At 39.5% G+C, this 14,005-nt stretch carries 11 protein-coding genes and 1 tRNA gene; 6 read left to right on the forward strand and 6 right to left on the reverse strand.

Annotation, left to right across the window (positions count from 1 at the left end; translation table 11 throughout):
• The first annotated feature begins 38 nt into the window (after positions 1 to 38).
• Genes HX129_RS13365 through HX129_RS13380 form a run of 4 tightly spaced genes read left to right on the forward strand, consistent with a single transcriptional unit; the run spans position 39 to position 3,116 of the window.
• On the forward strand, positions 39 to 764 hold the full coding sequence (locus HX129_RS13365) for a 3-ketoacyl-ACP reductase FabG2 (protein WP_286434480.1): 726 nt from the start codon (positions 39 to 41) through the stop codon (positions 762 to 764).
• Positions 764 to 1,999: a beta-ketoacyl-ACP synthase gene (locus HX129_RS13370; protein WP_286434482.1), complete on the forward strand. Its 1,236-nt coding sequence runs from the start codon at positions 764 to 766 to the stop codon at positions 1,997 to 1,999. The genes HX129_RS13365 and HX129_RS13370 overlap by 1 nt, the downstream gene beginning before the upstream one ends.
• Positions 2,000 to 2,003: 4 nt before the next feature.
• Positions 2,004 to 2,438, forward strand: a complete 435-nt coding sequence (locus HX129_RS13375) for an excinuclease (protein ID WP_286434484.1) — start codon at positions 2,004 to 2,006, stop codon at positions 2,436 to 2,438.
• Between the two features lie 12 nt (positions 2,439 to 2,450).
• Positions 2,451 to 3,116, forward strand: coding sequence for a 4'-phosphopantetheinyl transferase family protein (locus tag HX129_RS13380; protein ID WP_174493305.1), 666 nt, complete (start codon positions 2,451 to 2,453; stop codon positions 3,114 to 3,116).
• Positions 3,117 to 3,184: 68 nt separating this feature from the next.
• Here HX129_RS13380 and secF read toward each other — a convergent pair whose 3' ends face one another.
• The 5 genes from secF to HX129_RS13405 all read right to left on the reverse strand — a co-directional run bounded on the left by secF (position 3,185) and on the right by HX129_RS13405 (position 8,133).
• Positions 3,185 to 4,168, reverse strand: a complete 984-nt coding sequence (gene secF, locus HX129_RS13385) for a protein translocase subunit SecF (RefSeq protein WP_286434486.1) — start codon at positions 4,166 to 4,168, stop codon at positions 3,185 to 3,187.
• 7 nt (positions 4,169 to 4,175) lie between these two features.
• A complete protein-coding gene (gene secD / locus HX129_RS13390) occupies positions 4,176 to 6,074 on the reverse strand; it encodes a protein translocase subunit SecD (RefSeq protein ID WP_130074126.1) in 1,899 nt (632 codons plus the stop codon).
• A gap of 53 nt (positions 6,075 to 6,127) precedes the next feature.
• Entirely contained in the window at positions 6,128 to 6,457 is a 330-nt protein-coding gene (yajC, locus tag HX129_RS13395) for a preprotein translocase subunit YajC (RefSeq protein ID WP_111858849.1), read from the reverse strand.
• 126 nt (positions 6,458 to 6,583) lie between these two features.
• Entirely contained in the window at positions 6,584 to 7,717 is a 1,134-nt protein-coding gene (gene tgt / locus HX129_RS13400; RefSeq protein ID WP_286434490.1) for a tRNA guanosine(34) transglycosylase Tgt, read from the reverse strand.
• Positions 7,718 to 8,046: 329 nt separating this feature from the next.
• A tRNA-Leu gene (locus tag HX129_RS13405) sits at positions 8,047 to 8,133 on the reverse strand.
• 172 nt (positions 8,134 to 8,305) lie between these two features.
• Between HX129_RS13405 and queA the strand changes: the two genes are divergently transcribed.
• Positions 8,306 to 9,343, forward strand: a complete 1,038-nt coding sequence (queA, locus tag HX129_RS13410) for a tRNA preQ1(34) S-adenosylmethionine ribosyltransferase-isomerase QueA (protein ID WP_174493303.1) — start codon at positions 8,306 to 8,308, stop codon at positions 9,341 to 9,343.
• Positions 9,344 to 9,420: 77 nt separating this feature from the next.
• Here queA and HX129_RS13415 read toward each other — a convergent pair whose 3' ends face one another.
• Entirely contained in the window at positions 9,421 to 11,655 is a 2,235-nt protein-coding gene (locus tag HX129_RS13415) for an NADP-dependent isocitrate dehydrogenase (protein ID WP_130074172.1), read from the reverse strand.
• Between the two features lie 914 nt (positions 11,656 to 12,569).
• On the opposite strand from HX129_RS13415, the gene HX129_RS13420 reads away from it, so the two are divergent.
• Entirely contained in the window at positions 12,570 to 13,856 is a 1,287-nt protein-coding gene (locus HX129_RS13420; RefSeq protein WP_286434493.1) for a sensor histidine kinase, read from the forward strand.
• Positions 13,857 to 14,005 lie beyond the last annotated feature (149 nt).

The raw sequence follows: 14,005 nt of genomic DNA on the forward strand, positions 1-14,005 counted from the left end.
CGTCAGTTGAAAAGATGAGAAAATATTAGGATAAGCGTGTGACAAGAAGAATTTTAGTAACGGGGTCAAGCCGAGGTATTGGAAAAGCGATTGCATTACAATTGGCGCAAGCGGGTTTTGATGTCACAGTACATGCACGTTCTCGAAAAGTGGAAGCAGAGCAAGTGGTTACTGAAATTCAAGCCATGGGACGACAAAGTCATGCGCTGTTATTTGATGTGACTGAACGAGTGCAAGTACAGCAAATATTAGAAAAAGACATGGCTGAACATGGTGCATTTTATGGTGTGGTGCTGAATGCAGGTTTAACCCATGACGCGGCATTTCCAGCATTGACTGACCATGATTGGGATGAGGTGATTTCCACCTCATTGGACGGTTTTTACAATGTTTTAAAACCCTTGGTGATGCCGATGATTCGTCTGAAAAAAGGCGGGCGTATTGTCACGATGTCTTCGGTGTCGGGCGTGATGGGCAACCGTGGACAGGTGAACTATAGTGCTGCCAAAGCAGGACTGATTGGTGCCACCAAAGCCTTAGCATTGGAATTGGCAAAACGTAAAATTACGGTTAACTGCGTTGCACCTGGTCTGATTGAAACAGAAATGGTCAGTGAAGATGTACAGGAACATGCCTTGAAAATGATTCCAATGCAGCGCATCGGGCAAGTCGATGAAGTGGCAAAAGTGGTGAAATTTCTGTGCAGTGATGATGCCAGTTATATCACCCGACAAGTCATTTCAGTCAACGGAGGCTTGATCTAATGAAGCGTGTCGTGGTGACAGGAATGGCAGGTATTACCTCATTAGGTGAGACAGCAGACTCTATTTTTGAACAGTTTGCTGCGGCAAAAAGTGGTATTCGCTACATGCCTGAATGGGAAATATTTACCGATTTACGCTGTAAGATTGCAGGACCTGTGGAGTCTTTTGAAACGCCAAAGCACTTTAACCGTAAGGTGACACGTGGCATGGGGCGTGTGGCTTTAATGTCTGTGATCTGTGCAGAAAAAGCTTTGATCGATGCTAATTTGCTGAATGATCCGATTTTACAAAACGGTGAAACAGGTGTGGCATTTGGTTCATCTGCGGGCAGTGTCGATGCAGTCGCTGAGTTTGGTTCTATGTTATTGCAAAATAATATGAATAAAATGAATGCAACCACTTATATCCGCATGATGTCACATACCAGTGCAGTCAATATGACCGTGTACTTCGGTTTAAAAGGACTGACATTGCCAACATCAAGTGCCTGTACTTCAGGCTCAATGGCAATCGGTCAAGCCTATGAAGCCATTAAGTATGGTAAGCAAACTGTGATGCTTGCAGGTGGTGCAGAAGAACTGAGTGCGGCAGGCTGTGCCGTTTTTGATGTGTTATTGGCGACCAGTGGTATGAATGAACAACCTGAGAGATCACCTCGTCCCTTTGACCAAAACCGAGATGGTTTAGTGGTCGGTGAGGGTGCGGGGTGTTTAATCTTAGAAGAATATGAACATGCCAAAGCACGTGGTGCCACAATGTATGCGGAAATTATCGGTTATGGTAGCAATACCGATGGTCAGCATGTGACCCGTCCTGACTCAGAGATGATGGGACGTTGTATGCAATTGGCATTGAAGGACGCCAACATTAATGCTGATCAGATTGATTATGTTAACGCTCATGGCACGTCAACAGATCAGGGGGATATTGCTGAAACACAGGCAACCGCACGGGTGCTAGGGCGTAAACCGATCAGTTCGCTGAAAAGTTATTTTGGGCATACATTGGGGGCTTGTGGTGCAATTGAAGCATGGCTGAGCCTAGAAATGATGCAAAGACAGCAATTTATTCCGACATTAAATTTAGAAAATATTGATCCACTTTGTGGCGATTTAGATTATATTGTGGGGAAAGCTCGAACAATAAATGCCGAAATATTGATGAGTAATAATTTCGCTTTTGGAGGTATTAATACGTCCATTATTTTCAAAAAAATAGATCATAAACAAGGGTAACGACATGTCTATTAAAAATATCTTAATCGCTTTAGCGTTAGGCGTAAGTGGCATTGCTTCTGTACAAGCAGCAGATTCAATCCATCAATTTAATTTCCAAGAAGCTGTTGACCGCGCTGTTGCTGATGGCGTATTAGATGGTTCTGTAAAATTTTATTTGGCAGGTACCAAGTCGGGTGGGCAGGTACTTCAAAAAGGTTTGGTCACCAATAAAAAGACCAATGGATTTGGTAAAACAGCAGAAAATGCTTGTGACCATGTATTGCGTTCAGCCTTGATTCAATTTCAAAATACGGCAAAATCTCGTGGTGCAAATGCAGTCACTAATCTCGTGAGTTTTTATAAATCCAATGAAACACGTAGTACAACAACATATGATTGTGCAAAAGGTACAGCCGTTGCTGGTGTTGCTTTGAAAGGTGACATTGCTAAATTTTAATGTGAAGTGAGTATGATTGAGCCAGTGAAAAACAGAACGATTCAAGTCCATGTTCAACCATTGGCTCAATTTATTCATTTAGTCAAATCAGATTTTAAAAATTTACCTGAATATCATCAATATAAAAAAAACATAATTTATCAGCAGCGTAATCATTACCTGTCTGTATTTTTACAGCACCATATTTCAGAAGCAGATATTCTGCGCAACGAATTTGGTAAGCCTTATTTAGCACATCTTGAAAAAATTGCATTTAACCATTCTCATAGCCAGCAGCACTATGCTTTGATTATGTCTCAAAATATGGCAGACATTGGTGTTGATGTTGAAGATCTAGATCGAAAGGTGCGTTTTGAAGCATTGGCAAAGCATGCTTTTCATCCTCAAGAATATCAAACATGGCAAGATGTAGAATTTGACTCAGAATATTGGTTTAAGGTATGGACAACCAAAGAGGCGGTGTTAAAAGCCTCAGGTTTAGGTATTCGTTTGAGTTTGAATACTTTAAATACCCAAGTACACCCTTTTGATCATGGGGGAATATGTACTCATCCTCTGATTGGGGTATTTGCCTATCAAAATTATCGTTTGCCAAATTGTATGCTCACAATTGCATGGCGTTCAGAACACTCATGCAAGGGCTTCGCCTTTCCTCAAATTAAGATGATTCAACATTAATTTTTGCTTGTTTAAAATGCAGAAATAAAAAAGCCCATCCGAAGATGGGCTATTTTTAAAATAGTGTCTTAATGTGGAATTTGTTCTTCATCTTCAAACTCAGGTTTAACCTGAACAATGAAGTCTTGACGGTTGAGACCACGCCATAAAGCGAAGGCTGTACCAATATAGATTGAAGAATAAGTACCGACAAATACCCCAATGAACATAGCAACAGAGAACCAATGTAAACCATCACCACCTAAGAACATCATGGCCATAACCACAAGCAAAAGTGTCATCGAGGTGTGAATAGTACGACGTAGTGTTTCAGTCAATGCTGAGTTCACGACTTCAAGTGGACTTGCACCGCGAATCTTACGGAAATTTTCACGGATACGGTCTGAAACTACAATATTATCGTTGAGTGAGAAGCCGATTAAGGCAAGAATCGCAGCGAGAACTGTTAAGTCAAATGGCCATTGCATCATGGCAAAAATACCCACAGTTACAATAACGTCATGGAGCAAAGATAACACTGCACCCAGTGCGAGTTTAAACTCAAAGCGAATAGTGACATAGACAAGCATGAGCAGCATTGCAAGCGCAACAGCACCCGCAGAGCGGATATAAAGCTCATTACCGACTTGACCGCCGACAGAGTCCACTTTATGGACATTTGCTGCGTTACCAGGCAGTTGTACAGCCTTAGTCAGTGCGTTATTTAAGTCTTCAACATTAATATCTTGTACTGGCATACGTACAATTAAATCTTTGTTTGACCCTAAGGTTTGCACTACCGCATCTTTAAAGCCTGCTTTATCTAAAGTACTAATCACGTCAGCAGGTTTTGCTTCATGTTGATAGTTGAGTTCAGCAGAAACCCCGCCAGTAAAGTCTAAACCTAAATTTAGCCCCTTGGTGACAATAAAGAAAATACTACCAATCGTGAGGATGATCGAAAGGATTGCCGCTGGTTTCGCAATCTTCATAAAGTTGATGATTTTTTCATCATCAGGGCGACCATACTTTTTGGTTTTTTGCTCTTGAGGTTGAGTCACATCAGTCATCATCGATCTCCTATATGCTCAACTTTTTCAAGTTGCGTTTTTTACCATAAATGATCTGTACGATAGCGCGAGTCACTGTAATCGCAGTAAACATTGAGCAAACAATACCGATCATCAAAGTAACAGCGAAGCCTTTAATCGGGCCTGTGCCAATCGCAAATAAGATAAATGCAACCAAAAAGGTGGTTAAGTTCGAGTCGAAGATGGTGTTATAAGCACGATCATAACCCGCCACAATGGCCTGTTTAGGGGAGGCACCCCAACGCATTTCTTCCCGTATTCGCTCACAGATCAGTACGTTGGCATCAACAGCCATACCAATGGTGATGACGATACCTGCAATACCCGGTAAAGTAAGAGAAGCACCAATCCATGACATGATGGTCAGTAGCATGGCGAGGTTAATCATTAACGCTAAGTCAGCAATCACACCAAACACACGGAAGAATACCACCATCCAAATTGCAACAAGGATGAAGCCGACTTGGGTCGAAAGTACACCTTTATCAATATTTTCTTGACCAAGACTTGGACCCACGACACGTTCTTCAACGAAATACATTGGCGCAGCAAGTGCACCTGCACGTAACATCAATGCAAGTTCAGCCGCTTCTTGTGGCGAGTCTAAGCCAGTGATACGGAATTGAGCACCTAGCACAGCTTGAATCGTTGCTGCATTGATGACCACAGATTCTGTATATGGTGTACGTACTTCAGTTTGTACACCTGTTGTTGGGTCTGTAATGAATTCAATTTTTTGTTTATTTTCAATAAACAATACTGCCATGCGTTTCCCAACAGCATTACGTGTTGCATCTGCCATGAGCTTACCGCCAGCATTGTCTAAGGTAATGTTGACTTCAGCACCGCCAGTATCTTGACTAAACCCACTTGATGCATTTTGAACACGTTCACCTGTTAAGATACGGTTACGGTTTAACAATAGCTGTTTGCCACTGTCTAATGACTCGTAAGCAAATAACTCGGTACCCGGTGGAATTGGTTGACCATTAGACTGACCATTAGGAATGACATATTGATCATTCAAATCGGACACTAAGCGGAATTCTAAGTTCGCTGTACGGCCCAATACACGTTTTGCTTCAGCAGTATCTTGAACACCTGGTAATTCAACCACGATACGGTTGCTACCTTGACTTTGTACCAAAGCTTCAGCCACACCTAACTCATTAATACGGTTACGTAAAGTCGTTAAGTTTTGATCTAAAGCATAAGATTGGATTTCTTGTTTAGTCGTATCATTATAAGTGAGTTTCAGAGTAGAGCCTGTCTCAGTTGCAAGCGCTTGCTGGTCATACTTATTACCATCACGACGTAAAAAATCCATCGCAGCAGCGCGATCATCATTATTTGCAAATAATAAGGTAATCGTGTTGTTATTCAACGTTAAGCTGTTGAATTTGATTTTTTGTTCGCGCAAATCACGACGTAGATCAGTTGCCGAAGTTTCCATGCGTTGTGCAATTGCTTTGTCCATATCTACTTCAAGTAGGAAATGAACACCACCACGTAAGTCGAGACCCAGTTTCATTGGTTTTGCACCAATTTTCTGTAGCCACTCTGGCGTGGTTGGCGCAAGGTTGAGCGCAACAACATACTCTTCACCTAAACCTTTACGCAAAGCTTCTTGGGCTTTGAGCTGAGCATCAGATGAACTTACACGCAACAATGCTGCATTGTTGGTAAAGGTATTGTCATGAGTGGCAATATTGTCACTCTTTAATATTTGCTCTGCTTTTTGTATGACAGACTGATCAATCTGCGTACCAGCTTTGGCACCAGAGATCTGAACAGCAGGTTCATCAGGATACAAACTTGGCAGGGCATATAATGTACTGACCACAAGAACAACGAGGATCAGTAAATATTTCCATGCAGGGTAACGCATTCGCTTTCTTCTTAAAATTAAAAAGTCGTGCAAGAAGCACGACTACTTTTTGATTAAAGGTTATTTAATGTGCCTTCAGGGAGTACTGAAATAACACTTGCACGTTGTATTTTTACTTCATTACCACGGTTGAGTTCAATTACTGCAAAGTCACCGTCAATTTTTGTCACACGACCCATTAAGCCACCTGCAAAAACCACTTCACTGCCAACGCCTAAGCTTTCAATCAGTGCACGGTGTTCTTTAGCACGTTTTGCTTGAGGACGCCAAATAAGGAAATAGAAGATTGCAACAAAAACAGCAATCATCAATAAGTTAGCCATCATGCTTGGACCTTGTGCAGGTGCATCGGCTGCATGAGCAGCAGAAATAAATAAACTCATTTTAGTTTCCTAAAGTTAAATAACGGGTGTCAAAAACATGACATTTAAATTGACTTGTTCTGCAATTTACATGGTCTTGTAGCTCAGCGCAAATCCTGATGAATGAAAAATACGCCATCCTTAGGATTATTCATCGACTGGGCAAGGTGGAACTTCTAAGCCACGGCGTTGATAGAAATCAGCGACAAATTCATCAAAGGTACCATTGTCTAAAGCATCACGAATATCTTGAGTAAAACGTTGGTAATAACGTAAGTTGTGAATCGTACCGAGCATTGAACCCAACATTTCGCCACATTTTTCTAAATGGAATAAATAGGCGCGGGTAAAATTTGTACAAGTATAACAATCACAATGTGGATCAAGCGGACTTTGATCATGACGATATTTAGCATTGCGAATACGCACCAAACCATCAGTCACGAAATAATGCCCATTACGCGCATTACGGGTTGGCATGACACAGTCAAACATGTCTACACCACGACGAATCGCTTCAACAATGTCCTCAGGTTTCCCAACACCCATCAAGTAACGTGGCTTATCTTCTGGCATTTTTGCAGGCAAATGATCCAAAACTTTAATCATTTCTTCTTTAGGTTCACCTACAGATAAACCGCCAATGGCAAAACCATCAAAATCAATTTCTTTTAGACCATTGAGTGATTCTTCACGCAGGTCTTCGTACATGCCACCTTGAATAATGCCAAATAATGCATTTTTATTTTTTAATACATCATGGTGCTGAGTTTTACAACGTTTCGCCCAACGTAATGAAAGCTGTAATGATTTTTGTGCTTCTTCATGCGTTGCAGGATAAGGCGTACATTCGTCAAAAATCATCACGATATCTGAGTTCAATGTATGCTGAATATCCATTGAAATTTCAGGTGATAAAAAGACTTTTGAGCCATCAATAGGTGAGCGGAAAGTAACACCTTCCTCTTTGATTTTACGCATTGCGCCTAAGCTGAAGACTTGGAAACCACCTGAGTCAGTGAGAATTGGTTTTCCCCACTTCATAAACTCATGCAAACCACCGTGTTCACGAATGACATCTAAACCAGGACGCAAGTAAAGATGAAAAGTATTACCCAAAATAATTTGAGCTTGAATATCTTCAATATCACGCGGCAACATGCCTTTGACCGTGCCATAAGTGCCGACTGGCATGAACACAGGCGTTTCTACAACGCCATGTTCTAAGGTTAAACGACCACGACGGGCACGTCCCGACTGACCTAATTTTTCAAACTTCATAAATGACCTAAATCTGGCGAAAAAACAGTTCGCTGATTGATTGCTGCAAAAGTTGACTATTTTCCCATGTTTTTATGGTGAATTGCTAGTCATGATAAAGACTAAATATGAATTGAAAATGAAAGCTTTGTTTGAACGCTTTAACACAGCAGTTTTTACTGAATCTAAATTAGAATTGGGTATCGATTTGGGTACTTATTTCCCTTTGTGATGATGACTTTGAGAGGGAAGAACATTTTAGGAAAAAATTAAAATTATGCATTATTCTATTGATTTAGATAATAAAAAAGCCCCTAAGTCTTAATGCGCTTAGAGGCTTTTCATATATATGGTCCCGAGGGTCGGACTCGAACCGACACGTCATCGCTGACAGTGGATTTTGAGTCCACCGCGTCTACCAATTTCACCACCTCGGGAGAGGTTGTGTGGCTATAATAGCGTTTTTCAGATCATTGTCAATCAAGATATTTCATATTTGTTTATTTTTAATTCAGATGTGATTTTTTTGGATTAAAAAGCAGCAATTTCTGCGATAAAGTATAAAAAAGACTATACTAAGTCGAGTTTTATTTCCTAAATTTTCGTTTTATGCAACTTTCTGATTTTAACTTTGACCTCCCCGATGAGCTTATTGCTCGCTATCCTTTGGACACACGTAGTGCATCACGTTTACTGCATCTCAATGCAGATGGGTCATACCAAGACCATCATTTCACCGATATTTTAGATTTGTTCGAAGAAGGTGACTTAATGGTGTTAAATGATACCAAAGTGATGAAAGCTCGCCTTAAAGGTAAGCGTGCAACAGGTGGTGCAGTCGAGGTTCTCGTTGAACGTATTTTTGACCAAACCATTGCCCATTGTCATATCAAAGCCAGTAATTCTCCCAAAGCAGGCGCTGAATTATTTATTGGTGAAGATGGAGTCAAAGTGACTGTCACTGGTCGACATGAAAATTTATTTGTCGTGGAGTTTTCACAACCTATTTTACAAGTTTTAGAGGTTTATGGTCAGCTACCGATTCCACCATATTTTAATCGTGAAGCTGAAGCGATTGACACTGAACGCTATCAAACAGTTTTTAATGACCCGACTAAGTTAGCATCTGTTGCAGCGCCAACAGCAAGTTTGCATTTCGATGAAGACCTTCTAGCCAAATTAGCCCAAAAAGGTGTCAATAAAACTTTTGTCACTTTACACGTTGGTGCAGGCACTTTCTTGCCAGTACGTACCACAGATATTGAAAATCACATTATGCATAGTGAATGGTGTGAAGTATCAGAATCTGCTGCAAAAATGATTCAAGATACGCAAGCTCGTGGTAATAAAGTGATTGCCATTGGTACAACGGCAACACGTGCAGTCGAAAGTGCTGCACAAGCTTGTGGTGGGAAAATTGGTGCTTGGACAGGGGATACACAGATTTTTATTTATCCAGGTTATCAGTTCTGTGTCGTAGATCGTTTAATTACGAACTTCCATTTACCTGAATCAACCTTACTGATGTTGGTTTCGGCATTATCAAGTAAAGAAAATATTTTGAATGCATATCAACATGCAGTGGCAAGCAAATATCGTTTCTTTAGTTATGGTGATGCGATGTTGATTGAAAAATCATCTGTATAAGTTTTGCATTTATAAATAAAAAAACCGATGCCTTGGCATCGGTTTTTTATCACACAAATAAATTTGTGCTAGATCACTTATTGTACTGCTTCAAGTGCTGCATTTAAAGTTGCACTTGGACGCATTACTGCATCAACTTTTGCTGTATCTACTGCATAGTAACCACCGATATCAGCAGCTTTACCTTGCACTGCAGCAAGTTCAGCAACGATTTTTTCTTCGTTGTCAGCAAGTGTTTTAGCAAGTGGTGCAAACTTCGCTTTAAGCTCAGCATCTTCATCTTGTGCAGCCAAAGCTTCAGCCCAGAATTTAGCAAGATAGAAATGGCTACCACGGTTATCCAACTCACCTGTACGGCGTGATGGAGATTTATCGTTGTCGAGCAGTTTACCTGTTGCTTGGTCTAAAGTCTTCGCAAGAAGTTTTGCTTTCGCGTTATCTTCTTTAATGCCCATTTCTTCTAAAGAAACAGCAAGTGCTAAGAACTCACCTAAAGAATCCCAACGTAAGTGGTTTTCTTCAACAAGTTGTTGTACGTGTTTAGGCGCAGAACCGCCTGCACCAGTTTCGTACATACCACCGCCCGCCATTAACGGAACGATAGAAAGCATTTTCGCAGAAGTACCTAATTCCATGATTGGGAACAAGTCTGTGAGATAGTCACGTAAAATGTTACCTGTTACAGAAATTGTATCTAGACCGCGCGCTACACGTTCAAGTGTATAACGCATTGCACGTACTTGAGACATGATTTGAATGTCTAAGCCAGCAGTGTCATGATCTTTCAAGTAAGTTTGAACTTTCTTGATCAATTCATTTTCATGTGGACGGTACGGGTCAAGCCAGAAGATTGCAGGCATGCCAGAGTTACGCGCACGCGTTACTGCAAGTTTTACCCAGTCACGGATCGGTGCGTCTTTCACCTGACACATACGCCAGATATCGCCTTCTTCAACGTTTTGCGACATCAATACTTCACCTGTTTCAAGGTCAGTAATGTTCGCTACACCCGCTTCAGTAATTTCAAATGTTTTGTCGTGTGAACCGTATTCTTCAGCTTTTTGCGCCATCAAACCAACGTTAGGCACAGTACCCATCGTACGTGGGTCAAAATTACCATTCCATTTACAGAAGTTGATCATTTCTTGGTAAATACGGGCAAATGTAGACTCAGGCATTACGGCTTTACAGTCATACTGTTTACCGTCAGCACCCCACATTTTACCGCCACCACGGATCATTGCAGGCATAGAAGCATCTACAATCACGTCATTTGGTGAATGGAAGTTGGTGATGCCTTTTGCAGAATCTACCATTGCTAAAGCAGGGCGGTGTTCTTGACAAGCATGTAAATCTTCGATGATTTCTTCACGTAAAGAAGTCGGTAGGGTTTCGATCTTTTCATAAAGACCTGCCATACCGTTGTTTACGTTAATACCGAGTTCCGCGAATAATTTGGCATGTTTTTCAAAAGCTTCTTTATAATAAATTTTCACACAGTGACCGAATACGATCGGGTGTGAAACTTTCATCATGGTTGCTTTCACGTGTAAAGAGAACAAAATGCCCGCTTCTTTACAATCATCTAATTCTTTTTCATAGAAGTCGCAAAGTGCTTTTTTGCTCATGAACATAGAGTCGATGATTTCACCGTCTTGAAGCGCAACTTTTGGCTTAAGAACGATAGTTTCACCTGACTTGGTGATCAATTCCATTTTCACATTACGTGCACGGTCTAAAGTCATTGACTTTTCACCGTGATAGAAGTCACCTTCATCCATATGTGAAACGTGGGTTTGTGACCACTGTTTCCATTCACTCATAGAGTGTGGATGTTTTTTTGCATAATTTTTTACGGCAGTAGGTGCACGGCGGTCAGAGTTACCTTCACGTAAAACTGGGTTTACAGCAGAACCTAAGCATTTGCCATAACGTGCTTTAATTTCTTTCTCTTCATCAGTTGTTGGATTTTCTGGGTAATCAGGAATCGCAAAACCTTTCGATTGAAGCTCTTTAATACATGCTGTTAATTGAGCAACAGATGCACTGATATTTGGCAATTTAATGATATTGGTATCAGGATCTTGAGTAAGACGACCTAATTCAGCAAGGTTATTGTTAACCTTTTGCTCATCTTTTAGATAGTCTGTAAATTCTGCAAGCACACGTGCAGCAACAGAGATGTCGGTTTTAACGATCTCTACGCCAGCGGGCTTAGTAAAGGTCTCAATGATCGGTAGCAGAGAATAGGTCGCTAACAGTGGCGCCTCGTCGGTCAATGTGTAAATGATAGTTGACTTTCCACCAGCCATATATAGCCCCTTGCTTTGGATTATGTTTTTGAGGACTAAACTTGTGGTTCAGTCCCTACGAACCGATTTGCTTAAATAAAAACATTGAAAGTATCAATGTTCATTTCCTTTCAGTCAATGTAAGATCTAGTGATAACGACATTTCGCTAAAAAATGATACTAGAGCTTGTATGACTGCTTCATGACGAGATCTGTCACATGGGTTGTAAATCTGAAAATACCTTCAGTTTCTTGATCTATACGACAAAACACAGAACAACTCGTGTAGGATAAGTTTGGTGTAGAATGAGAGTGAATTGTAACAGCGCAGTATTTCTTATTTTTATATCGCGACAAACACTCACACATTGAACACCGTGTGTGTTCTGGCGAAACAATACACAACCTGTCAATATTTGCAAATCTATAACTTAGTGACATGATAACAGAATTTGTTTAAATATGCTTAATTAGGTGTACAGTAATGACGTATGAGCATCGAACAAAATAGAGCTAGAATAGAAAACGGTCATTGTATTATTTGTATAAGATAGAAACTAAATATATCAATGAAAATCAGTAAAATTTTAACATTATTTAATTTTATCTATTTTTGATTGATGGTATTTAAATTAAAATATAATTTATATGAAGGATATATATCTATTTTTCGGTTTATAAATCTGATTTAAAGAATCATCAAATGTAGGTAAATATAATTTAATACATCCAAATGAAGTATAGGACTATATTTTAATTTATATATCATGTTTTTATGTAATTGATTTTTTAATCATTTTTAAATCAAGTAGAGTTTAGAATTATTACCGATAGAAGGTTGTATTATTCTAGACATATTGTTGTTATATTATAAAATGTGACATCTTGTAAATAAACTAGGTCATACATTCTTTTACTCGTCCCATGAGGCAGCCATGACATTAGAACTCTTAGAAATGAGTAAGGCTGATAAGCTAAGTGCTTGTAAACTCTCTTTATTGTTGGGTGTAAATAGCTCGGATAATAAAATTGAGCGTTATATGCGGGTTGCACGTGGCATATTGAATTTAAAAAAAGCAATTTTTTCGTTTCATGATGAACCTTATGCCTGGTATACCGAGTCATTGTACGATTTTCGAATGCTCGTTATCGAAAAAAATAAAAGTTTACTGCCTTATTTTGAACAAGATTTAATGATTACTGCCAAACATCATAATTATCAAGAATTTTCACAACATTTACGTGGTTTAAATATACCTCATCAACGTGTAGTGGGATTAAATTTTAAATATAGTGAAACAGGCGAATCATTTGGTCAGGTCATCTTTTTTGATGATGCTGAGGAAGATATTACTGTCGAACAAATGAGTTTATTAGATGAATTAAGTTCTGGTTTGGTGACGATTTTAGAAAAAAGAACAGAGTCGGAAAATTATTTAGAACTTTATGAACAAGAGTGTGCACTCAATTTTAGTAAAACTAAATTTTTCCAAATCATTGCACATGATTTACGAGCACCATTTCATGGCTTGATTGGTTTTTCTGAGGTTTTAGCGAAAGAGCAAGATACCTTAGATCGTGAAAGTATTCAGAATATTGCTGAATATTTATACGATACTGCCATGTCAACTTATACGTTATTGGAGAATTTACTGAATTGGGCAATGGCGGAAGGTGGGCGCTTTGTTTATCACCCGATTAACTTCAATTTAAAACAATCTACAAAGATTGTTTATGATGTGCTGAATATGTTGGCTATCAAAAAAAATATTCAGTTAGTGGATGAGGTGCCAGAGCATCTTAAAGTATATGCTGATATCAATATGGTGACTTCGATTATTCAAAACTTAGTTTCGAATGCATTGAAATTTACTCATGTTGATGGTTCAGGCAAAGTCATTCTTAGTGCAAAAGAAAGTCTAGAAGGCATTGAAATTTCAATCCGTGATACAGGGATTGGAATGACAGAACAACAAATGCAGAACATTTTTGAGCCTGAAATCAATGCCAGCTTTAAAGGAACATCTGGTGAGCGAGGAACAGGTTTAGGTTTGGTTCTATGTAAACGTTTTGTTGATTTAAATCATGGTGTGATTTCAGTGAGCTCTAAAATGGGAGAGGGGACAGTCTTTACTTTGATATTGCCTACAGCGAAGCACAGTCATCAAGCTTTAGTGACTGCATCAATCGATAAAAAAACGTGTCAGAAAAACAATGTATAAAACATTCATCAACAGCATTTAAGTAGAGTGCAAAGCGTTCGTGATGTCTAATATTTTGACTAAAAATGCCGGAAATTTGCCTCTGAAATCTGCCCGTGGCAGTGATAACCTGTTATAAAGATAAGGTGAATTAAAAAGTATAGGCTCTT

Source organism: Acinetobacter sp. 251-1, from assembly GCF_030329305.1.
Taxonomy (GTDB): Bacteria; Pseudomonadota; Gammaproteobacteria; order Pseudomonadales; family Moraxellaceae; genus Acinetobacter; species Acinetobacter piscicola_A.